Here is a 21,087-nt window from a genome sequence, read left to right as displayed (position 1 = left end):
ATGTCCGACATCACCCTCGTCGACCGCCACGAGCCGCTGTGGAAGCGGCTGCCCGTCGTCGTCCAGCTCCGTCGGAGCACCGGATGGCAGCGCGCCATGCTCATCGTCGGCGTGGTCATCTGCGCCCTCTACCTGCTCGTCGCGGTCTTCGCCCCGCTCATCGCGCCCTACGGCTTCGGTGACCAGCAGGGTGCCGACGGCGTGAACTTCCCCCGCACCGGTGCCCCGAGCGCCGAGCACATCTGGGGTACCACCGTCGGCGGCCTCGACGTGTTCAGTCGCGTCATCTACGGCGCGCGCACCGCGGTGCTCGTCGTCATCGTCGCGGTGGTGGTCTCCATCGCGATCGGCGTCGTGCTCGGAATGGTCTCCGGGTACATCGGCGGCTGGCTCGACCGCGTGCTCGTGGTCGTCGCCGACGCGATCTACGCGTTCCCGTCGCTGCTGCTCGCGATCGTCGTCTCGATCGTGGTCTCCGGCGGCCGGTCGACCTACTGGGGCGGCATCACGGCGGCGGCGATCTCGATCACCGTCGTCTACATCCCGCAGTACTTCCGGGTGGTCCGTGCCGAGGCCGTGCGCCTGAAGAACGACGCCTTCGTCGAGTCGGCCCGGGTCATCGGCACGAACCCGTGGCGCATCATGACGCGGCACGTGCTGCGGAACTCGACCCGGTCGCTGCCGTTGATCCTCACCCTGAACGCGAGCGACGCGGTGCTCACCTTGGCCGGCCTCGGCTTCCTCGGGTTCGGTATCGGCCCGACCCAGGGCGCCGAGTGGGGCTACGACCTCAGCCGTGCACTGTCCGACGTCGCGAGCGGCGTCTGGTGGACCGGCGTCTTCCCGGGCATCGCGATCGTGCTGCTCGTCCTCGGTGTGACGTTCATCGGCGAGAGCCTCAACGACATCTCCGATCCCCGCCTGCGCGCACGCCGGCGGTTGAAGCAGCTGGTCTCCACGCGCGACAAGGCGACCAACGCGGAAGGGGCAGCAGCATGACCGGCAGCACCACGGGCCTCCCGTCCGACACGGGCCGCACCGCGGCCGACCCGGTGGTCGTCGTCGACGACCTCACGGTGACCTTCGCGACCGACGGCGGCGCCGTCGACGCGGTCAAGGGCGTCAGCATCGACGTCCGCCCCGGCGAGGTCCTCGCGCTGGTCGGCGAGTCCGGCTCGGGCAAGTCGGTCACGGCGCGGAGCATGCTCCGGCTGATGCCCGAGACCGCGACGCTCGGCGGCGCGGTCCTGCTCGACGGCACCGACGTCGTGGCAGTCGGGTCGCAGAAGCTGCGTGAGCTGCGCGGCACCGCCGGTGCCATGGTCTTCCAGGAGCCGTCGACCGCACTGAACCCGGTCTTCACCGTCGGGTGGCAGATCGCCGAGGGGCTGCGCGCACACGGTGGTGTCTCCAAGAAGGAGGCCCGCGCGAAGGCGATCGACTACCTGCGTCGCGTCGGCATCCCCGACCCGGAGACGCGCGTCGACCACTACCCGCACCAGTTCTCCGGCGGACAGAAGCAGCGCGTCGTCATCGCGAGCGCACTCGCCCTCGAGCCGAGCGTCATCATCGCCGACGAGCCGACCACCGCCCTCGACGTGACGGTGCAGGCCGAGATCCTCGACCTGCTCCGCCGGTGCCGCGACGAGTTCGGCGCGGCGATCGTCATCATCACGCACAACATGGGCGTCGTCGCCGACCTGGCCGACCGCGTCGCCGTGATGTACCAGGGCGAGGTCGTCGAGGAAGCCCCCGTGGAGCAGCTCTTCGCCGCACCGCAGGCCGACTACACGAAGCGCCTCCTCGCCGCCGTGCCCCGGCTCGAGGCATCGACCGGCGTCGCCCGTCGTGCCCTCATCACCGAGGACGTCGAGCCGGTCGTGTCCGCGAAGGGGCTCGAGATCGAGTACCCGGGGCGGCTCGGCTCGCCCGCGTTCCGCGCGGTCAAGGGCGTCGACCTGGCGATCCGGCCCGGTGAGGTCCTCGGCCTGGTGGGGGAGTCCGGCTCGGGCAAGACCACCATCGGTCGCGCCATCGCCGGCCTGACGAAGATCACCGGTGGCTCGCTCAACGTCCTCGGCACCGAGATGCTCGGGTACAAGGAGCGCGACTTCAAGCGGCTGCGGAAGGACATCGGGTTCGTCTTCCAGGACCCGGCGACCTCCTTCAACCCGCTGCTGACGATCGCCGAGTGCGTCGCCGAGCCGCTCGTCGTGCACGGGGTCGCCTCGTCGCCCCGTGCCGCGCGCAAGCAGGTGGACGAGCTGATGGAGGCCGTGCAGCTGCCCGCCGCGTACGGCGACCGGTACCCGCACGAGCTCTCCGGCGGACAGCGGCAGCGTGCCTCGCTCGCGCGGTCGCTGGCGCTCCGGCCGAAGCTGCTCATCGCCGACGAGCCGACGAGCGCGCTCGACGTGTCGGTCCAGGCGCGCGTGCTGGAGCTGTTCCTCGAGCTCCAGCAGGACTTCGGCTTCGCGTCGCTGTTCATCAGCCACGACCTGGCCGTCGTGGGTGCACTGTCCGACCGGATCGCCGTGCTGTACCGCGGTGACCTGGTCGAGACCGGCACCACGGCCGAGGTGCTCGGCGCCCCGCAGCACCCGTACACGCGGCGGCTGCTCGCCTCGCTGCCGGTGCCGGACCCGACGGAGCAGGCGGAGCGACGGCGTACGCTGGAGCGACTGGAGCAGGCCGGGGCCTGACCGACGGTGACACACCGTCGGGTGCACCCCGACCAGCCAGGAGGCCCGGCCACGTCCGCGACGCACGTCGCGCGGACGAGTGGTCCGGGCCTCCCGTCCGGTGTGGACCGCGGCAGGGCGCGCGCGGCAGGAGAAGGGGTTCCATGACCGGGGAGAACGGTCCGGCCGTCGTCGCGGACGACGTCAGCATCGAGTACCGGGGCGGGCCGGTGAAGAACCCGATCCGCGCGGTCGACGGCGTGAGCCTGACGCTCGGGTGGGGTGAGATCCTCGCGGTGCTCGGCGAGTCCGGCTCCGGGAAGTCCACCTTCGCCGCCGCCGTCGCCGGACAGCTCGGGACGCACGGCGAGGGGGAGGGCGCGCACCGTCGTCGGATCGTCGGCGGGGAGCTCAGCGTGCTCGGCCAGCCGACACGTCGGCTCCGGCAGTCCTCGCGGCGCTACACCCGCCTGACCGGGCAGATCGGCTACCTGCCGCAGGACGGCGCGGACCGGCTGCGTCCGGACCTGCTCGTCGGCGAGGCGATCGCCGAACCGATCTACGCCCGCGACCGCCGGTTCGACCGGAAGGAAGCCGGACTCATCGTCGCCCGTCTGGTCGACGCGGTCCACCTGCCGCTCGGTGTGCTCCGGCTCAACACGTGGGAGCTGTCCAGCGGGCAGCGCCAGCGCGTCGCCCTGGCCCGTGCGCTCGTCCTCGAGCCGGAGCTGCTCGTCGCGGACGAACCCGCGCGCGGCGTCGACGTGCTCGTCCGCCAGTCCGTCCTGGAGGCCCTGGCCAGCCTCCAGCGGCACCGCCAGTTCGCCGCGATCGTCGTCTCGAGCGACCTCCGTGAAGCACGGGCGTTGGCGGACCGGGTCGCGGTCATGAGCGGGGGACGACTCGTCGGGCTCGGCACCTTCGACGAGGTCCTCGACAACCCGTTGGACCCGTACGTCAGGACACTCGCGGCGACGGCGTCGCGACCGGTGAAGCGCAAGCCGGCCACGGCCGGCCGCGGAGGAGTGCGGCAGGCATGAGCGGTGCGACAGACAAGAGCGGTGCGACGGGCACGAGCGGTGCGACAGGCGCCGGCGAGCAGCAGGCACGGGGTCACCGCGCGGTGGTGACCGACGCCGGGCGACCCTTGCCGGTCGGCATCCCGACGCCCGGGTCGGTGACGATCCTGCCGACGTCGACCGCACTGCACGAGGACGCGGTGCGCCGCGCCGGCGGCAGCCTGGCCGACCTGGGCGACGACACCCGCGGCATCGTGTGGCTCGACGCCGGCGATCCGGACGGCCTGCAGGACGCCTTGACGACCACGCCCGGGGTGACCTGGGTGCAGCTGCCGTTCGCGGGCGTCGACGCCTTCGCGCACCTGATCGCCGAGCACGGCGACCGCGTGCTCTTCACCTCGGCCAAGGGCGCCTACGCGGAACCGGTCGCCGAGCACGCGCTGGCCCTGACCCTCGCGACGCTCCGCGTGCTGCAGAAGCGCGCCCGGACCGCCACCTGGTCCCGGGAGCCCGAGGGCATGTCGCTGTACGGGCGGCACGTGGTGCTCATCGGCGCGGGCGGGATCGCGCTCGAGTACCTGCGGCTCGTGGCGCCGTTCGACGTCCGCGTGACCGTCGTCCGCCGGTCGTCGGAGGCTGTGCCCGGGGCAGCGCGGACCGTCACCACGGACCAGCTCGACTCCGTCCTGCCGGACGCCGACGTGGTCGTGGTCGCCGCGGCGATGACCCCGGACACGTCGAAGCTGCTCGGCGCGCACCAGTTCGCGATCATGCCCGACCACGCCCGTCTGGTGAACATCGCCCGCGGGGGACTCGTCGACACCGACGCCCTCGTGGACGCGCTGCGCTCCGGCGCGATCACCGCGGCCGGACTCGACGTGACCGACCCGGAGCCGCTGCCGGACGGACACCCGCTGTGGAGCGAGCCGGGCGCGCTCATCACGCCGCACCAGGCGGACACCCCGGAGATGGTCGCACCGCTCCTGGCCGAGCGGGTCGGCACGAACGTGCGGGCGTTCCTCGACGGTGACGGCACGGGGTTCGTGGGCGTCGTGGACCCGGCCGCGGGGTACTGATCCGCCGGTCCCGGACGCCACGCCCGGGATGCACAGCCGATGTCCCGGTGCCACTCGGGGGTCTGCTACAGTTTCACCTGCTGTTCAAGCGGACAGTGATCCTCGATAGCTCAATTGGCAGAGCAGCCGGCTGTTAACCGGCAGGTTGTTGGTTCGAGTCCAACTCGGGGAGCGACAGGCCCTCACCCTCCGGGGTGAGGGCCTTTTCGTTCCTACCGCGTGCCCTGCGCTCCTGTTCCTTGGTACTCCTGGCGCTCGTGTTGCCGCGCGGCCCGGGCCAGAGTGTCCGCGTTTCCCGGGCGTCGTGGTGCGCTTCCACAGCCGAGGTGCCGGCGGAACCTGTTAACGTCCACAGGTGCTCCTCCGACCTCGACGCTCCGCGACGCTCGTCGCCGTGCTCGCGCTCGGAGCCGCTGCCACCGCGCTCACCGGGTGCTCGTCGACCGAGACCGAGGCGCGCGCCGAAGCCGCCAGCGGGTCGGCGGCCACAGCGGCCACGACGCCGTCAGGGTCCTCCGCTCCGACCGGCACCTCGCCGATCGTCTTCGCGATCACCTGCACCGTCGGTGACGGTCCGGAGGTCCAGACCTACACGACCTCGTCCGCTGTGTGGCAGGACCGGCGCACCTCGTGCACGGCCGCCCCGATCACGGGCACGGTCCCGTCGGCACAGCAGCAGTCCGCACTCGACGCCGCTCAGGGAGACGCCACGCTCGAGGAACTCGCCGCGGGCTGCGCGGTCAGTGGGACCGGGCCGTGGCGCTCGGCGGTCGAGACCGCCGAGCAGGAACACCTGGCCGCCGGACTCGAGCGGTACTGCCCGGGACATCCGGACATGGCGCGACTCCGGGACGCACTGGACGCGCACCGCGGCTGACGCTGCTGCGGTCAGCCCTCGGGGTGGTCGCGCCCCGGCAGCCACGACTGACCCGGGCCACCCCAGCTGGCCTTGCGGATCGCCTTCTGCACCTGCTTGGCGTACGGGTGGACCAGCCGGTCCGCGTACAGGACGCCGTCGAGGTGGTCGTACTCGTGCTGGAACACGCGGGCGAGCCAGCCGTGCGCCTCGATCTCGAACGGCTCGCCGTGCTCGTCGACGGCCCGCAGCAGCGCGGACCCGGAACGGCGGAGCGGGAACCGTTCTCCGGGCACGGACAGGCACCCCTCGGACTCGTCGTCCTCGTCGAGTTCCTCGATCGACTCCGGCACCGGGGGAGTGGTCCACAGCACCGGGTTGATCGCGACGCCACGCCAGAGCACGTCGTCGTCGTCGGTCCACGAGTAGACGAACAACCGCTGGCCGACCCCGACCTGCGGACCGGCGAGCCCGACGCCCGGCGCCAGGTCCATCGTCTCGAACATGTCGGCCACGAGTGTGCGCAGGTCGTCGTCGAAGACGGTCACCTCGGTCGCGGGGGTGTGCAGGACGGGTTCACCGGTGATCCGGATCGGGAGGACGGCCATGCAACCAGGGTATCTGCGCGCGTCGGATAGCCTCGACCCGTGACACCGGACCTGCCGATCCCCGACGTGGTGCAGAACCTGACCCCGTTCCAGGCGCTCATGATCCCCGTCGCCCTCGTCGGCGCCGTGTTCCTGTCGCTCGGCGCGCAGTTCCAGAGCCGCGGGGTGCAGCGGGTGGAGGCGCGTCTCGGGCAGCAGTCGAAGGGGTTGTCGGTCCGCCACGTCCTCGCGCTCCTCGGCAGCGGCAACTGGGTGCTCGGCACGCTGATGCTCGGTGCTGCGATCGTGCTCCAGCTCGTGAGCATCACCTACGCGCCGCTCATCGTCGTGCAGCCCCTCGGTGCCGTGGCCCTCGTGGTCACGACGTGGTTCTCGTCGCGGAGCTCGGGCGTCCCGCTCGGCACCCGGGCTCGCCGTGCCGTGTGGACGTGCATCGGTGGCGTCGGGCTGTTCGTGCTCATCGCCGCGCTCTACGGCCGCGAGAGCCCGATCGGCCGCGGGCAGCTCATCACGGTGCTGGTGGTCCTGGCGGTCGTCCTGACGCTCGTGGTGATCTCGTTCCGTCTGGTCGCCAAGCGGCGCAACGCGCTGTACTACATCATCGGCGCGGGCATCCTCTACGGCTTCGTCGCCACCCTGGCGAAGGTCACGCTGAACCGCATCGTCAACGGCACCTTCGACTGGGTCACCGCCTTCGCCATCGTCGGGGTCGTCGTCGCCTCGGCCGTCGGCGCGTACTTCGTGCAGAACGCCTACTCGAGCGGTTCGGCCGACCTCGTGATCGCGGGCCTGACGGTCGTCGACCCGATCGTCGCCGTCGGGATCGGTGTCATCGTCCTGGACGAGGCCGCCGGCGCTCCCGTCGGTGCCGGGATCGGCTTCCTCGTCGCCGGTGCGATCGCGATCACCGGGGTGTTCCTCCTGGCGAAGCACCACCCCGACTCGCGACGGTGACGCCGGACGGGAGGCGCGCCTCCCGCCCGTCTCCCTGCCCGCGTCCGACGCTCGGTGCCGTACCGGGGGATGACGCGGGTCCGCCGCGCGGCTGAGGCGGGCGGCCAGAGGGGTGCGGTAGCGTTCCGAACCGACCAGACCGGCGTACGACGACCACGCGCGCCGGCGTTCGCGACGAGAGGACGACCCCCGCCGTGTCAGCAGACGCCACGACCGAGACGACCGACACCACGGCCGCCACCGGAGGGCGACGGCCGCTGCGGGTGCTCATCGCCGCCGACACCTTCGCGCCCGACGTGAACGGTGCCGCGACCTTCACCGAGGAGCTCGCCCTCGGCCTCGCCGCGCGTGGGCACGAGGTGCACGTCATCGCCCCGTCCTGGAACCGGTGGCACGCCGGGTCGTTCGACGAGGAGTACCGGGGCGTGACGCTCACGGTGCACCGCCTGGCCTCGTACCGGTGGCCCGCCCACGAGTGGTACCGCTTCGCCTGGCCCTGGACGGTCCGCAAGCACACCGCGCCGATCATCGCGGCGCTGCAGCCCGACGTCGTGCACATCCAGTCGCACATCGTCGTCGGCCGCGGTGTCGCCCGCGAAGCGCACGACCGGGGGATCCGGATCATCGGCACGAACCACTTCATGCCGGAGAACCTGCTCGAGTACACGCCGTTCGGCAAGCGCACGACGCCGCTCGCGCTGAAGATCGCCTGGGCGGACGCGGCGAAGACCTACCGGTTGGCCGAAGCGATCACCACACCGACCGAGCTCGCCGCCGACTACCTGCGTGACGCCATCGCCGGGCAGCCGGTGCTCGCGATCTCGTGCGGGATCGACGCCTCCCGCTACACGCCGGCGACCGGGCGTGCCGTGGTCAACGACATCGTCTTCGTCGGCCGGGTCGCGCCGGAGAAGAACCTCGACGTCATGGTCCGGGCCCTCCCGCTGCTGCCCGCCTCGCTCGACGCCCGCTTCACGATCGTCGGCGACGGCGACATGATCCCGAAGCTGACCGCCCTCGCGGAGGAGCTCGGGGTCGAGGACCGGGTCCGGTTCCTCGGGTTCGTGCCCGACGAGGTGAAGCTCCGGACGCTGACCGAGGGGTCCGTCTTCGTGATGCCGTCCACCGCGGAACTGCAGAGCATCTCGTCGCTCGAGGCGATGGCCTCCGGTCTGCCCGTCGTGGCGGCGGACTCGATGGCGCTGCCGCACCTGATCGACGGCAACGGGTACCTGTTCACCCCGGGCGACGAGCACGACCTCGCGGCGAAGCTCACCTCGGTGCTGACCGCGCCGGACGCCGAGTACCAGGACATGCGGCAGCGCAGCCTCACCATGATCGAGGCACACGACATCAACCGCACGCTCTCGACGTTCGAGGCGCTGTATCGTGGGGAGCCGGTGGCCTCGGCCCCCGAGGGGCGGTAGCCAAGCTGGTCAAGGCAGTCGGCTCATAACCGAACGATTCGCGGGTTCAAGTCCCGCCCGCCCTACGTGCACCTGCCGTCCAAGAAGCGCCCTCCCGAAGACACGAGTCACGCGCCCACCCCGAACGTGATGTTCGAGGTGAGCCGGGCGGGCACGGGCGTGCGCGTGAACGCCTTCCGCATCGGGTTCATGGGTGCGATCGGGGTGCTCGTCGCGCTGCTGGCCGGCTCGCTCGTCCACGAGCTGAGCACGGTGCTCGTGTACATCGGCGTGGCGCTGTTCATCGCACTCGGCCTCGACCCGCTCGTCACCCTGCTCGAGCGGTACATCCCGCGTTGGGCGGCGATCCTCATCGTGGTCATCGTCGTGCTCGGGGCCTTCGTCGGCGTCGTCTTCGCGATCGTGCCGATCCTGGTGAACCAGGCCACCAACCTGGTGCAGAACTTCCCGGAGATCGTCGGGGACATCTCGGAGCAGGGGTGGGTGCAGGACCTGGCGCGGCAGTTCGAGGGCTCGTTCGACGTCGACCACGCACTCGAATCCGCGCAGAAGTTCGTCGAGAACCCGGGCAACCTGCTCAGCCTCGGCGGCGGGATCCTGGCGGTCGGCACCGGCATCCTGTCGGGACTGACCGGTGCGCTCATCGTCATCATCCTGATGCTCTACTTCCTCGCCTCGATGCGCAGCCTGAAGACGATGGTCTACCGCTTCGTCCCGGCCTCACGCCGCGACAACTTCGTCGAGGTGAGCGAGCAGGTGACCTCGTCCGTCGGCCGGTACGTGGTCGGACAGATCACGCAGGCCGGCATCAACGGTGTGCTCAGCATCATCTGGCTGCTCGTCATCGGGGCACCGCTGCCGGTGCTGCTGGCGTCCTTCGCGTTCCTCGGCTCGCTCATTCCGCTCGTCGGGACGCTCGGTGCGGCCGTCCTCATCTCGCTGCTCTGCTTCTTCGCGTCACCCGCGACGGCGCTGGCCGCAGCGATCTACTACCTCGTCTACATGCAGGTCGAGGCCTACATCATCTCGCCGCGCATCATGTCGCGGGCCGTCCAGGTGCCGGGTGCGCTCGTGGTCATCGCCGCGGTCGCCGGTGCCACGATCGGCGGGGTGCTCGGCGCCCTCGTCGCGGTGCCGGCAGCGGCGTCGGTGATCATCATCGTGCAGAAGGTCATCTACCCGCGCCAGGAGCTCTCCTAGCACGCTCGGTCCGGCCTGCTCCGTGGTTCGGGGCGTGCGATTCTCCACGGACATGGTGCAGATGGTTGCCGTTCCCAGTCGGCACCTGTCATGATGAGCGTGTCCTCCGGGACATCACAATCGCATACCGATGGTCCCGAACGGGTCCTCCGCTGTACAGGTCGATGGGGAAGTCGCACCTGACGATTGGAGGAATCGTGACTGGGACAACGTCAGGAGTGCTCTACGTGCACTCCTCACCACGCGCGCTCTGCCCGCACGTCGAATGGGCAGCAGGTCGCGCGATGAACCGCGCCGTGAACTTCTCGTGGCTCGACCAGCCCGCACTCGACGGTTCGCGACGCACCGAGTTCACCTGGTCCGGGCCGATCGGGTCCGGTGCGGCGATCGCCTCTGCGCTCCGCGGGTGGGAGCACCTGCGCTTCGAGGTCACCGAGGACGCGACGACCGACTCCGACGGCGGACGCTGGATGCACACGCCCGACCTCGGCGTCTTCTACGCGCAGACCGACGTCACCGGCAACATGGTGGTCCCCGAGGACCGCATCCGCTACGCGATGGAGATCGCCGGCAGCAACGCCCTCGAGCTGCACCGGGAGCTCCGGCTCGCGCTCGGGCAGGCCTGGGACGACGAGCTCGAGCCCTTCCGTCACGCTGCCGAGGGCAACCCCGTCGTCTGGCTGCACCGCGTCGGCTGAGTGTCCACGTTCCTCCCGTCACACCGAACGCCGTCCTCCGGGGCGGCGTTCGGCGTTCCGGGCGTGCGCTGGGTGGATGCGCTGGGTGGGGTGCGCTGGGTGGGGTGCGCCGGGGTGTTTGCGCCGGAGTGGACGCGCCCGGCCCCTGTCGCCGAGCGGTCACGTTCTGTCGGTTGCGGGCCTCCAGACCGACGGTTGGTGACCGGTCGGCGGGAGGTGGGCGGGGTGTCGTGACCGCACGGCGTGCGCCCGCAGAGCCCGGCCGGCCCAGACGAACGGGAGGCCCGCCCCGCGACGCGAGACGGGCCTCCGGGCCGGAACGTGTGGATCAGACCGAACGGAAGGCCACCACGGCGTTGTGCCCGCCGAAGCCGAACGAGTTGCTCACTGCGAGCAGGTCCCCCTGGGGCAGGTCGCGCGGCGCGGTCGCGACGTCCATCACGATCTCCGGGTCCTGCTCCGTGAGGTTGATCGTCGGCGGGGCGACCCGGTTCTCGAGCGCGAGGACGGTGAAGACCGCCTCGATCGCGCCGGCCCCACCGAGCAGGTGCCCGGTCGACGCCTTCGTGGCGGACACGACGACGGAGTCGAGGTGGTCGCCGAAGACACGACGCATGGCGTGGTACTCGGCCACGTCGCCGACCGGGGTTGAGGTCGCGTGGGCGTTGACGTGCGCGACGTCCTCGCGGCTGGCATCGGCGTGCTCGAGGGCCATGATGACGGCACGGGCGGCCGCGGAACCCTCGGGGTCCGGTGCGGTGATGTGGAACGCGTCCGAGGTGATGCCGGACCCGGCGACCTCGGCGTAGATGTGCGCACCGCGGGCCTCGGCGTGCTCCTTGGTCTCGAGGATCAGCGCAGCGGCACCGTCGGCCAGCACGAAGCCGTCGCGTGTGACGTCGTAGGGACGGGAGGCGGTCTCGGGGGAGTCGTTCCGGCGGGACAGCGCCTGCATCGCGGCGAACGCGGCCAGCGGCAGCGGGTGCAGCGCGGCCTCGGCGCCACCGGCGATCACGATGTCTGCATCGCCGAACGCGACGTGGCGGTACGCCTCGGCGAGCGACTCGGTGCTCGAGGCGCACGCGGACAGGTAGGTGCGGGCCCCACCGCGGGCGCCGAACTCCATCTCGATGGCGGCGGCGGGACCGTTCGCCATGAGCATCGGGACGGTCATCGGCAGGACACGACGGGGGCCGCGCTCACGCAGGGTGTCCCACGCGTCGAGCAGCGTGTTGACGCCGCCGATGCCGGTGGCCCAGTCGACGATGAGACGCTCCGGGACGACGGTCTCGGCGTCGATGCCGGCGTCGGCCCAGGCCTCACGTGCGGCGATGAGCGACAGCTGCGACGAGGGGTCCAGGCGCTTCGACTCGGGGCGGGTGAGCTGGTCGGTGACGAAGCGGCGCGCCTGGCCGGCGAACTCGACGGGGAGCTCCAACTCGGCGTAGCGCGGGTCTTCGATGCGGGTGACACCGGACTCGCCGGCGAGCAGCGCCGCCCAGGATTCCTTGGCGGTCGCAGCGAGGGGACTGATCGCACCGATCCCGGTGACGACGACGGTTCTCTTGGTCATGAACGACGGTTCTTTCTGCGAGGGACAAGACGAGCGCCGCAGGCCATGACTCGAGGGTCAGCGGCCCGCGGCGCTCAGGAAGCTCGTTTCAGGCCTGGGCCTTGACGATGAAGTCGACGGCGTCGCCGACGGTCTTGAGGTTCTTGACCTCTTCGTCGGGGATCTTGACGTCGAACTTCTCTTCGGCGTTCACGACGATGGTCATCATCGAGATGGAGTCGATGTCGAGGTCGTCGGTGAACGACTTGTCTGCGGCGACGGTGTCGGTAGCGATACCGGTCTCGTCGTTGATCAGCTCGGCCAGGCCGGCGAGGACTTCTTCGTTGGACAGGGCCATGAGTGTTCTCCTTGAGGGGGGTGTCGTTTGACCGTGGGACAGCCTAGGGCACGGGCACTGCCCGCGCCCGGAGGCGCGTGGGACTAGGGGAGGACGACCACCTGCGCGCCGAACACGAGTCCGGCGCCGAAGCCGATCTGGAGGGCGAGTCCGCCCGACAGTTCCGGGTGCTCGGAGAGCAGGCGGTGCGTGGCGAGCGGGATGCTCGCGGCGGAGGTGTTGCCGGTGGTGGTGATGTCGCGCGCGATGGCCACCGTGTCCGGGATGCCGAGCTGCTTCGCGAACTCGTCGATGATCCGGATGTTCGCCTGGTGCGGCACGAACGCCGAGAGCTGGTCGGCACGGACACCGGCGGCCTCGAGTGCCTGACGAGCGACCTTGACCATCTCCCAGACCGCCCAGCGGAACACCGTCTGACCGGCCTGACGCATGGTCGGGCGGGGCGCGCCCGCGGCCCACTCCTTGTAGGTCGCGGTCATGCCGATCGCATCCCACTTCGAGCCGTCGGAGCCCCAGATGCTCGGGCCGATGCCGGCGAACTCGCTCGGACCGACGACCGCCGCCCCCGCCCCGTCCCCGAGGAGGAACGAGATCGATCGGTCGGTCGGGTCGACGACGTCGCTGAGCTTCTCGGCGCCGATGACGAGCACGTGGTCGGCGATGCCGGACTTGATGAACGAGTCGGCCTGGGCGATGCCGTACGCGTACCCGGCGCACGCGGCGCTGATGTCGTACGCGGCGGCCGGGGTGGCACCGATCCGCTCGGCGAGCAGCGAGGCCAGCGACGGCGTGGCGACCGAGTGCGTCACGGTCGCGACGAGCACGACACCGATCTGGTCGGACGTCAGGCCGGACTTCGCGATCGCCTCGCGTGCGGCCGTCTCGGCCAGGTCCACCGCTTCGACGTCGCCTCCGGCTCGCATCCGGGTCAGGATGCCGGTGCGCTGGCGGATCCACTCGTCGGAGGAGTCGATCGGGCCGATCAGGTCCTCGTTCGGGACCGCGTTCTCGCCGCGCGCGGCACCGAAGGCGAGGATGCGGGTGAACTCGTGGCCACGCCGCTGGGCGAGGACCGGGCGGTCGCCGGACGGGAGGCCCGTGGGCGCGTCGGTGCTGCGGGCGTCGGTCGTGCCGGCGTCGGCGGTGCTGCTCGTGTCGGTCATCGCGTGCCCTCGGTGGTGTCGGCGGCGGCGCTCTGGAGCAGCTCGACCGCGGCGGGCAGGTCGTCCGGCGTCTTGATCGCCACGGTCGGCGTGCCACGGAGTCCACGCTTCGCCAGACCGACGAGCGCACCGGCGGGAGCGAGCTCGATGATGCCGGTGACGCCGGCCTGCTGGAACGAGGTCATCACGGCGTCCCAGTGCACGGGGCTGGCGATCTGGCGGACCATGAGGTCGACGAAGTGACGGCCGTCCTCGACCCGGGAGCCGTCGGCGTTGGTCCAGAGCGGCAGGGTCGGGTCCTGCACGGCGACAGCGGCGGCGACGGGGGCGACCCGGTCGACCGCGGTGGCCATGAAGCGGGTGTGGAACGCTCCCGCGACCGCGAGCGGGATGACCCGGGCCTTTGCGGGTGGCTGCTCGGCCAGACGGGCGATGGCGTCCGCGGAACCGGCGACCACGGTCTGCCCGCCGCCGTTGTGGTTCGCGGCGGTGAGCCCGAGGGACTCGAGTGCGGCGCTGAGTTGGTCGGCGTCGCCGCCGAGGACGGCGGCCATCGAGGTCGGCTCGAGTGCGGCGGCGGCCGCCATCGCCCGGCCACGCTCGGCGACCAGCGAGACGGCGTCGCTCGGCGTGAGGACCCCGGCGACGGCGGCAGCGGTGAACTCGCCCACCGAGTGACCGGCGACCCCACCGACCAGGGCACGACGGCCGTCGGCGAGGAGTGCGTCGGCGGTCACGAGCCCGGCGGCCACGATGAGCGGCTGCGCCAGCGCGGTGTCCTTGATGGTGTCGGCGTCGGAGTTCGTGCCGTGTTCGGCCAGGTCGACGCCGATCGCCTCGGACCACTGCCCGACTCGGTCACGGACGGCGGAGGCCTCGAGCCAGGGGGCGAGGAATCCGGGGGTCTGGGAGCCCTGTCCGGGCGCGACGACGACGATCACCGCACAATCCTCCCGGTCGGGGTTCCCCGCACCCGTGTGGACTCCCCACACGGATTCCGCGGAAGCCTTGTAGGAACCCCTACCGGCGAGTCGGACGACGGCGGGTGGACGCCGACTCGGACATCGCGCCGAGGATGAGCGCCGACTGCACGATGAGGGCGTCGCGGGCGTGGGTGGCGTCCCATCCGATGACGTCGGCGACACGGCGCAGCCGGTAGCGCACGGTGTTCGGGTGCACGAAGAGCTCACGCGCGGTGGCTTCGAGCGAGCGCCCGGTGTCCAGGTAGCACCAGAGCGTCTGGAGGAGCTCGGTCGACTGGTCCTTCAGCGGGATGTAGATCCGTTGCACGAGCGCCGACCGGGCGAGCGGGTCGCCGGCGAGTGCGCGCTCCGGGAGCAGGTCGTCGGCGAGGGCCGGACGGGGTGCGCCACGCCACGCACGTGCGACGGCGAAGCCCGCGAGTGCGGCTTTGGCGCTGGTCGAGGCGTCGACCACCCCGGGTACCTCGTTGCCGAGCACGAGGTGACCCTCGCCGAACAGCGGTTCCAGCTCTTGCGCGATCGACATGAACGAGACGGGCTCCTCGCCCTCGGGAACGTCGTCACGCGGGGTGGCCCGGCCGATGACCACGACGAGCCGGGAGCCCTGGACGCCGATCAGCACGTCCGCGTCCTGGTGTCGGGCCGTCCGACGGACCTGGTCCACCTCGAGCTGCCGCGGTGCGGTACCGACGAGCACCGCGACCTCACCGTGTCCGTGCCAGCCGAGCGCGGCGATCCGCGAGGGCAGCTCGTCGTCGTACTCGCCTGACAGGATCGAGTCGACCACGAGGGCTTCGAGACGGGCGTCCCAGAGGCCGCGGGCCTCGGCGGCGCGGGCGTAGACGTCAGCGGCGGCGAAGGCGATGTCGCGCGAGTACTTGAGGATCGCCTCCTGGAGCATCTCGTCGTCGGCGGCACGTTCCTCGACGACGGTGACGACGACACGGATGAGCTGCAGGGTCTGCTGCAGGCTCACCGAGCGGAGGAGCTCCCGCGGTGCCGAACCGAACACGTCGGCTGCCGCGATCCACGGCGTCGACGCGCTGCCCTCGAGCCACGAGATGAAGGACGTGATGCCGGCCTGAGCCACCATGCCGACCGCCGAACGGCGTCCGGGCGGCATCTCGCTGTACCAGGGGAGCGTGTCCTCCAGGCGCTTGATCGTGGCGGTCGAGAGCTCGCCCGACACCTGCCGGAGCCAGGAGAGCGCCCGTGCCCGGTCGTCCTCTCTCGCTCCGGCGGTGTCGGCGCGTGGTGCCATCACCAGCGGGTCAGCTCTCGCCGCCCGCGTTGCCCGTCGTCCCGGCGGTCACGTCGTGCAGACGGTACTTGTCGATCGCCTGCTGCACCACCGAGGCGTCGAGCTTGCCCTGACGGACCAGCTGCTGCAGCGTCCGCACGACGACCGACGGGCCGTCGATGTGGAAGAAGCGGCGGGCTGCCGCACGGGTGTCCGAGAAGCCGAACCCGTCGGCGCCGAGCGTGGCGTAGTCGGTCGGGACGAACGGACGGATCTGCTCCTGCACGGCGTGCATGAAGTCGCTGACCGCGACGACCGGGCCCTCGGTGCCGAGCAGACGCTCGGTCACGTACGGGGTGCGCGCCTGCTCGTTCGGGTTGAGGAACGCGTGCTGCTCGGCGGCCACACCGTCGCGGTAGAGCTCGCCCCAGCTGGTGACGCTCCACACGTCGGCCGACACGCCCCAGTCCTCGGCGAGGAGCTGCTGCGCCTCGAGGATCCACGGCACGGCCACGCCGGATGCGAGCAGCTGGGCCTTCGGGCCGTCGTGCTCGCTCGACTTGAGCAGGTACATGCCCTTGACGATGCCGTCGACGTCGACGCCCTCCGGCTCGGCCGGCTGCACGAGCGGCTCGTTGTAGACCGTCAGGTAGTACATGACGTTGGGGTCGTCGTGCGACGGGGTCCCGTCCTCGTTCGTGCCGTACATGCGCTCGAGCCCGGTCCGGACGATGTGCCCGATCTCGTACCCGTACGCGGGGTCGTACGACACGACCGCCGGGTTCGACGCGGCGAGGAGCGGCGAGTGGCCGTCCGCGTGCTGCAGGCCCTCTCCCGTCAGGGTGGTGCGACCGGCGGTGGCACCGATCATGAACCCACGGGTCATCTGGTCGCCGGCGGCCCAGATGGCGTCGCCGGTGCGCTGGAAGCCGAACATCGAGTAGAAGACGTAGACCGGGATGAGCGGCTCGCCCTGCGTCGAGTACGACGTGCCGACGGCGGTGAAGGCTGCGAGGGCACCGGCCTCGTTGATGCCGACGTGGATGATCTGTCCCTGCGGGCTCTCCTTGTACGCCAGGAGGAGCTCTCGGTCGACCGACGTGTAGTGCTGGCCGTTCGGGTTGTAGATCTTCGCGGTCGGGAAGTACGCGTCCATGCCGAACGTGCGCGCTTCGTCCGGGATGATCGGGACGACCCGGTTGCCGAAGTCGGGCGAGCGGAGCAGGTCCTTCAGCAGACGGGCGAACGCCATCGTCGTGGCGACCTCCTGCTTGCCGGAGCCCTTCTTCACGACCTGGTACTTCGACTCGTCGGGCAGGTTGACCTGCGTGTACTTCGTGCGACGTTCCGGCACGTAGCCACCGAGTTCACGGCGACGCTCGTGCATGTACTGGATCGCCTCGTCGTCGTTGCCCGGGTGGTAGTACGGCGGCGTGTACGGGTTCTCCTCGAGCTGCGCGTCCGTGATCGGGATGCGCATCTCGTCGCGGAACTGCTTGAGGTTGTCGAGCGTGAGCTTCTTCATCTGGTGGGTCGCGTTGCGGCCCTCGAAGCTCGGGCCGAGGCCGTAGCCCTTGACCGTCTTCGCCAGGATGACGGTCGGCTGGCCCTTGTGCTCACTGGCGGCCTTGAACGCCGCGTAGACCTTGCGGTAGTCGTGGCCACCGCGCTTGAGGTTCCAGATCTGGTCGTCGGAGTAGCCCTCGACCAGCTCGAGCGCCTTCGGGTCGCGCCCGAAGAAGTTCTCGCGGACGTAGGCGCCGTTCTCGGCCTTGTACGTCTGGTAGTCGCCGTCCGGCGTCGCGTTCATGAGGTTGAGCAGTGCGCCGTCGGTGTCCCGGGCGAGCAGGTCGTCCCACTCGCGGCCCCAGACGACCTTGATGACGTTCCAGCCCGCGCCGCGGAAGAACGCCTCGAGTTCCTGGATGATCTTGCCGTTGCCGCGCACCGGGCCGTCGAGGCGTTGGAGGTTGCAGTTGATGACGAAGTTCAGGTTGTCGAGGCCGTCGTTGGCCGCGACCTGGAGCTGGCCGCGGGACTCGACCTCGTCCATCTCGCCGTCGCCGAGGAACGCCCAGACCTGCTGGTCCATGGCGTCCTTGATGCCGCGGTTCGACAGGTACTTGGCCTGCTGTGCCTGGTAGATCGCGTTGATCGGGCCGATGCCCATCGACACGGTCGGGAACTGCCAGAAGTGCGGCATGAGGCGAGGGTGCGGGTAGGACGACAGCCCGCCGCCGGCGTGGGACTTCTCCTGACGGAAACCGTCGAGCTGGTCCTCGCTGAGGCGCCCTTCCATGTAGGCACGGGCGTACATGCCGGGGGAGGCGTGGCCCTGGAAGAAGACCTGGTCGCCGCCGGACGGGTGGTCCTGCGCACGGAAGAAGTGGTTGTAGCCGACCTCGTACATGGCGGCGCTCGACGCGTACGTCGAGATGTGCCCACCGACCGAGATGCCGGGGCGCTGCGCGCGGTGCACCGTGATGGCCGCGTTCCAGCGGATCCAGCGGCGGTAGCGACGCTCGAGCTCTTCGTCGCCGGGGAACTCGGGCTCGTCCTCCGGCGCGATCGTGTTGACGTAGTCGGTCGTCGGGACCATGGGCACACCGAGGTGCAGCTCGTTCGAGCGCTTCAACAGGCTCTGCATGATCTCGCGAGCCCGCTGGTGTCCGTGCGCCTGGACGAGGCCGTCGAGGGACTCACGCCATTCGGCGGTCTCCTCCGGGTCCTGGTCCGTTCCTGCGGTGCTGCGCGGGTCCTGGTCGTTCACCGTCACCGTTGACCTCGTTCGTTCTCGTGGTGGTGGAATGTCGAGCCGTCGGTGGTCGGGTCACGACCGGGGACGGGCCGCATCCACTCTAGGCCCCCGCACCGACGGTCCCGCTGACCGCGACGCAGGGCGGACGGCACTTGCGTTCGGAGGGCGTCGGCGTAGCATGGCCGACCGTGCGTCCGCGACCGGTGGACGTGTGGAACCGTAGGGCACACCCAACGCCCTGGGAGAGAAGCACCTCAACGATGGCTCTGGAGATCGGCTCACTCGCGCCGGACTTCGAGCTCCCGAACCAGTTCGGTGAGCACGTCCGACTCAGCGACCACCGTGGCCACCGCCCGGTCGCACTCGTCTTCTTCCCCCTCGCGTTCTCGTCCACCTGCACGGACGAGCTCTGCACCCTGCAGGACAACATCGCGATGTTCCAGGACCAGCGCATCGAGCTGATCGGCATCTCGGTCGACTCCAAGGCGACGCTGCGGTCGTTCGCGCAGGTCAACGGCTACGACTTCGAGCTGCTCGCGGACTTCTGGCCGCACGGTGCTGTCTCGAAGGAGTACGGCGTGTTCCTCGAGAAGAAGGGCTTCGCGACCCGCGCGACCTTCGTCATCGACGTGAACGGTCGCATCAAGGCATCGATCATCACCGAGCCCGGCGTCGCTCGCGACGTGACCGAGTACCGGGCAGCGCTCGACCGACTGGCCGCGTGCGCCGCGCCGGTCGCCGTCGGCTGAGCCTCGACCCTTCCTCGACGGCGTCGGTTCCGAACTCCGGGTGACGTCACCAGACGTCGGACTGGAGGCACGGTGCCCGTCATCGACACCGGCGCGGTCCCACAGGTGGGGACCGCGCACGCGGACGTCTACGCGCCGTACCCCGTCGTCGACGACCCCGCACGATGGGGCCTCACCACGACGACCGTGTCGACGATCGCCGGCCCGACGGTGGTCCACCACCGCCCCGGACCCCGCCCACTGCTGTTCCTGCACGGCGTCGCCGGCTCGTGGACCACGTGGACCCCGCTCCTCACGGCCGCGGCGGGCATCGCCGGCCGCGGACTCGTCCTCGTCGACCTGCCCGGCTGGGGATCCTCACCGGCTCCGGCCGTGGCGCTCGACGTCGACGAGTCGTCGCAGGTGCTCGTCGAGGTGCTCGACGCACTCGGCCTCGACCAGGTCGACGTCGTCGGCCACTCCATGGGGGCCTTCGTGGGCCTCCACCTCGCGGTGACCTGGCCGGAACGGGTGCGCTCCCTCGGCCTCGTCTCCGGCACGACCTTCGCCACCGCGGCCGCGTCGCGCCGGCCGGTCCGGGCACTGCGGACCCTGCCGGCCTTCACGCTGCTGCGTGCCGGGCTGGCGGTGACCCGGGGAGCCGCGCACGGCCTCCTGCGCGGACTTGCCCGGATCGGACTGCTCCCGCTGCTCGCGGGGCCGGTGTTCGCCGCCGTCCGTCGGCTGGACCCGAGCGTGCTGCAGGCGTTCGTCGCGGAGTTCCGGCCGGCCGGGTTCCTCGGCGCGGCCCGCGCGGCCGCCCGCTACGACACCCGACGGTGGTCGGAGGTCCGGTGCCCCGTCGTCGCGCTCGCGGGACGGCAGGACGTGTTCGCGCGGGTGGACGACCTCGCGCGTCTCCGTCGTGTCCTGCCGGACGTCCGCACGGTCCTCCTGGAGGACTGCGGGCATTTCGCGCACGTCGAACGTCCCGACGCGGTGGTCCGCGAACTGCTCAGCTGAACTCGATCGGCGTCCCGATCGGCAGCTCCGCGAGTGCGTCCGTCATCGCGGCGGTGATGCGGACGCAGCCGTGCGACGACCCGGTCGGGTCCGGGTAGAAGTGCAGCGCGGTGAGGGCCGCGTTGCCGCCGTACCCGGCGAGCTTCGACGAGTGCGCCCCGGTCAGCGCGATCGGGTGCCCCTGCGTGTACGGGACCTGCGGGTCGACGTAGTTCGCCTCCATGTAGGTCTTCGTGGCCGCCGGCGTCGGATCGTCCGGGGTGCCGAGGCGTGCGGTCTCGCTCGTCTCGACCGTGCCGTCGCGGTGCACGATCGCGATCGTGCCGGTCGCGTTGTCGACCCGGACCTCCCGGTCGGTGCCCGCGAGCGTGAAGTCGGCAGCGCGGGCCCAGGCGAACGTCGAACTCGGCGCCTCGGCGACCCCGCCGTCGCCCGGCGTCCGGTTCCGGGACGGCGTCGAGACGAGGACCATGCCGCCGTCCTCGCCGGCCGATCGACCCCAGACAGCGGTCGCGGTCGGTGTGTTGATCGTCGACACCGACGAGGACAGCGTCGCGACCGGAGCGGCGTCCGCGTCGGGCGCGGCGTAGAGCGGGACCAGCGGTGCCTTCGGGGTCGCGGTGGTCCACTGGTTCCGGGCGTCGACCTGCGAGCCGTCGAGGAGCTGACCGATCACGGCGTCGTGGAACGCCAGGGGGAGTGCGGCGAGGGCCTCGTCCGACGGGCGGTCGGGGACGGCGGGGAGCGGCGTACGGGACGGGGT

Annotated in this window: 19 protein-coding genes and 2 tRNA genes; 13 read left to right on the top strand and 8 right to left on the bottom strand. The window is 70.9% G+C overall.

Annotation, left to right across the window (positions count from 1 at the left end; genetic code table 11):
* From DEJ24_RS15780 to DEJ24_RS15755, 6 genes are all read left to right on the top strand, one after another.
* On the top strand, positions 1-999 hold the full coding sequence (locus tag DEJ24_RS15780; RefSeq protein ID WP_111079452.1) for an ABC transporter permease: 999 nt from the start codon (positions 1-3) through the stop codon (positions 997-999).
* Entirely contained in the window at positions 996-2,702 is a 1,707-nt protein-coding gene (locus tag DEJ24_RS15775) for an ABC transporter ATP-binding protein (protein ID WP_111079450.1), read from the top strand. Before DEJ24_RS15780 ends, DEJ24_RS15775 begins: the two co-directional genes overlap by 4 nt.
* A 143-nt stretch (positions 2,703-2,845) precedes the next feature.
* Positions 2,846-3,721: an ATP-binding cassette domain-containing protein gene (locus tag DEJ24_RS15770; RefSeq protein WP_111079448.1), complete on the top strand. Its 876-nt coding sequence runs from the start codon at positions 2,846-2,848 to the stop codon at positions 3,719-3,721.
* Positions 3,722-3,864: 143 nt separating this feature from the next.
* A complete protein-coding gene (locus DEJ24_RS15765) occupies positions 3,865-4,776 on the top strand; it encodes a D-isomer specific 2-hydroxyacid dehydrogenase family protein (RefSeq protein WP_375334717.1) in 912 nt (303 codons plus the stop codon).
* Positions 4,777-4,875: 99 nt separating this feature from the next.
* Positions 4,876-4,948 (top strand) — tRNA-Asn (locus tag DEJ24_RS15760).
* A 183-nt stretch (positions 4,949-5,131) separates the two neighbouring features.
* Complete coding sequence (locus DEJ24_RS15755) at positions 5,132-5,653, top strand: hypothetical protein (protein ID WP_111079444.1); 522 nt, start codon at positions 5,132-5,134, stop codon at positions 5,651-5,653.
* An 11-nt stretch (positions 5,654-5,664) separates the two neighbouring features.
* Here the strand turns inward: DEJ24_RS15755 and def are convergent, their stop codons facing one another.
* The gene (def, locus tag DEJ24_RS15750; RefSeq protein ID WP_111079442.1) at positions 5,665-6,240 is read right to left on the bottom strand and encodes a peptide deformylase; all 576 of its coding nucleotides are present in this window, start codon (positions 6,238-6,240) and stop codon (positions 5,665-5,667) included.
* Between the two features lie 39 nt (positions 6,241-6,279).
* Here def and DEJ24_RS15745 point away from each other — a divergent pair, with 39 nt between their 5' ends.
* The 5 genes from DEJ24_RS15745 (at position 6,280) to DEJ24_RS15725 (ending at position 10,519) form a co-directional block, all read left to right on the top strand.
* Positions 6,280-7,194: a DMT family transporter gene (locus tag DEJ24_RS15745; RefSeq protein ID WP_181436634.1), complete on the top strand. Its 915-nt coding sequence runs from the start codon at positions 6,280-6,282 to the stop codon at positions 7,192-7,194.
* 194 nt (positions 7,195-7,388) lie between these two features.
* Positions 7,389-8,621, top strand: a complete 1,233-nt coding sequence (locus DEJ24_RS15740; protein ID WP_111079440.1) for a glycosyltransferase — start codon at positions 7,389-7,391, stop codon at positions 8,619-8,621.
* A tRNA-Ile gene (locus DEJ24_RS15735) sits at positions 8,612-8,686 on the top strand. Before DEJ24_RS15740 ends, DEJ24_RS15735 begins: the two co-directional genes overlap by 10 nt.
* A 64-nt stretch (positions 8,687-8,750) precedes the next feature.
* The gene (locus DEJ24_RS15730; RefSeq protein ID WP_258374859.1) at positions 8,751-9,821 is read left to right on the top strand and encodes an AI-2E family transporter; all 1,071 of its coding nucleotides are present in this window, start codon (positions 8,751-8,753) and stop codon (positions 9,819-9,821) included.
* A 197-nt stretch (positions 9,822-10,018) separates the two neighbouring features.
* Complete coding sequence (locus DEJ24_RS15725) at positions 10,019-10,519, top strand: DUF3145 domain-containing protein (protein WP_375334716.1); 501 nt, start codon at positions 10,019-10,021, stop codon at positions 10,517-10,519.
* 328 nt (positions 10,520-10,847) lie between these two features.
* On the opposite strand, the gene DEJ24_RS15720 is transcribed toward DEJ24_RS15725, so the two are convergent.
* From DEJ24_RS15720 to aceE, 6 genes are all read right to left on the bottom strand, one after another.
* Positions 10,848-12,092: a beta-ketoacyl synthase gene (locus DEJ24_RS15720; protein WP_111079436.1), complete on the bottom strand. Its 1,245-nt coding sequence runs from the start codon at positions 12,090-12,092 to the stop codon at positions 10,848-10,850.
* A gap of 88 nt (positions 12,093-12,180) precedes the next feature.
* Entirely contained in the window at positions 12,181-12,429 is a 249-nt protein-coding gene (locus DEJ24_RS15715) for an acyl carrier protein (protein WP_058741348.1), read from the bottom strand.
* An 83-nt stretch (positions 12,430-12,512) separates the two neighbouring features.
* Entirely contained in the window at positions 12,513-13,592 is a 1,080-nt protein-coding gene (locus tag DEJ24_RS15710; RefSeq protein WP_111079434.1) for a beta-ketoacyl-ACP synthase III, read from the bottom strand.
* Positions 13,589-14,533: an ACP S-malonyltransferase gene (locus tag DEJ24_RS15705; protein WP_111079432.1), complete on the bottom strand. Its 945-nt coding sequence runs from the start codon at positions 14,531-14,533 to the stop codon at positions 13,589-13,591. Before DEJ24_RS15705 ends, DEJ24_RS15710 begins: the two co-directional genes overlap by 4 nt.
* Before the next feature lie 79 nt (positions 14,534-14,612).
* Positions 14,613-15,836: a CdaR family transcriptional regulator gene (locus DEJ24_RS15700; protein ID WP_111079468.1), complete on the bottom strand. Its 1,224-nt coding sequence runs from the start codon at positions 15,834-15,836 to the stop codon at positions 14,613-14,615.
* A gap of 10 nt (positions 15,837-15,846) precedes the next feature.
* Positions 15,847-18,591, bottom strand: a complete 2,745-nt coding sequence (gene aceE, locus DEJ24_RS15695) for a pyruvate dehydrogenase (acetyl-transferring), homodimeric type (protein ID WP_111079430.1) — start codon at positions 18,589-18,591, stop codon at positions 15,847-15,849.
* Positions 18,592-18,833: 242 nt separating this feature from the next.
* Here aceE and DEJ24_RS15690 point away from each other — a divergent pair, with 242 nt between their 5' ends.
* Positions 18,834-19,322: a peroxiredoxin gene (locus tag DEJ24_RS15690; protein ID WP_110903176.1), complete on the top strand. Its 489-nt coding sequence runs from the start codon at positions 18,834-18,836 to the stop codon at positions 19,320-19,322.
* A gap of 72 nt (positions 19,323-19,394) precedes the next feature.
* A complete protein-coding gene (locus tag DEJ24_RS15685) occupies positions 19,395-20,324 on the top strand; it encodes an alpha/beta fold hydrolase (RefSeq protein WP_111079428.1) in 930 nt (309 codons plus the stop codon).
* Here the strand turns inward: DEJ24_RS15685 and DEJ24_RS17040 are convergent.
* A partial coding sequence (locus DEJ24_RS17040; protein ID WP_181436633.1) for a L,D-transpeptidase occupies positions 20,317-21,087 on the bottom strand: 771 nt, incomplete at its 5' end. The genes DEJ24_RS15685 and DEJ24_RS17040 overlap by 8 nt on opposite strands.

The sequence above is a fragment of the Curtobacterium sp. MCPF17_001 genome (assembly GCF_003234615.1).
Lineage (GTDB): Bacteria > Actinomycetota > Actinomycetes > Actinomycetales > Microbacteriaceae > Curtobacterium.
This window is presented reverse-complemented; position numbering and strand designations above follow the sequence as displayed.

What these genes read in the sequence shown, in the direction of transcription:
- def (WP_111079442.1), bottom strand. Translation starts at nt 6,240, where the DNA reads ATGGCCGTCCTCCCGATCCGGATCACCGGTGAACCCGTCCTGCACACC.
- DEJ24_RS15770 (WP_111079448.1), top strand. Translation starts at nt 2,846, where the DNA reads ATGACCGGGGAGAACGGTCCGGCCGTCGTCGCGGACGACGTCAGCATC.
- DEJ24_RS15720 (WP_111079436.1), bottom strand. Translation starts at nt 12,092, where the DNA reads ATGACCAAGAGAACCGTCGTCGTCACCGGGATCGGTGCGATCAGTCCC.
- DEJ24_RS15730 (WP_258374859.1), top strand. Translation starts at nt 8,751, where the DNA reads ATGTTCGAGGTGAGCCGGGCGGGCACGGGCGTGCGCGTGAACGCCTTC.
- DEJ24_RS15710 (WP_111079434.1), bottom strand. Translation starts at nt 13,592, where the DNA reads ATGACCGACACGAGCAGCACCGCCGACGCCGGCACGACCGACGCCCGC.
- DEJ24_RS15715 (WP_058741348.1), bottom strand. Translation starts at nt 12,429, where the DNA reads ATGGCCCTGTCCAACGAAGAAGTCCTCGCCGGCCTGGCCGAGCTGATC.
- DEJ24_RS15780 (WP_111079452.1), top strand. Translation starts at nt 1, where the DNA reads ATGTCCGACATCACCCTCGTCGACCGCCACGAGCCGCTGTGGAAGCGG.
- DEJ24_RS15775 (WP_111079450.1), top strand. Translation starts at nt 996, where the DNA reads ATGACCGGCAGCACCACGGGCCTCCCGTCCGACACGGGCCGCACCGCG.
- DEJ24_RS15700 (WP_111079468.1), bottom strand. Translation starts at nt 15,836, where the DNA reads ATGGCACCACGCGCCGACACCGCCGGAGCGAGAGAGGACGACCGGGCA.
- DEJ24_RS15690 (WP_110903176.1), top strand. Translation starts at nt 18,834, where the DNA reads ATGGCTCTGGAGATCGGCTCACTCGCGCCGGACTTCGAGCTCCCGAAC.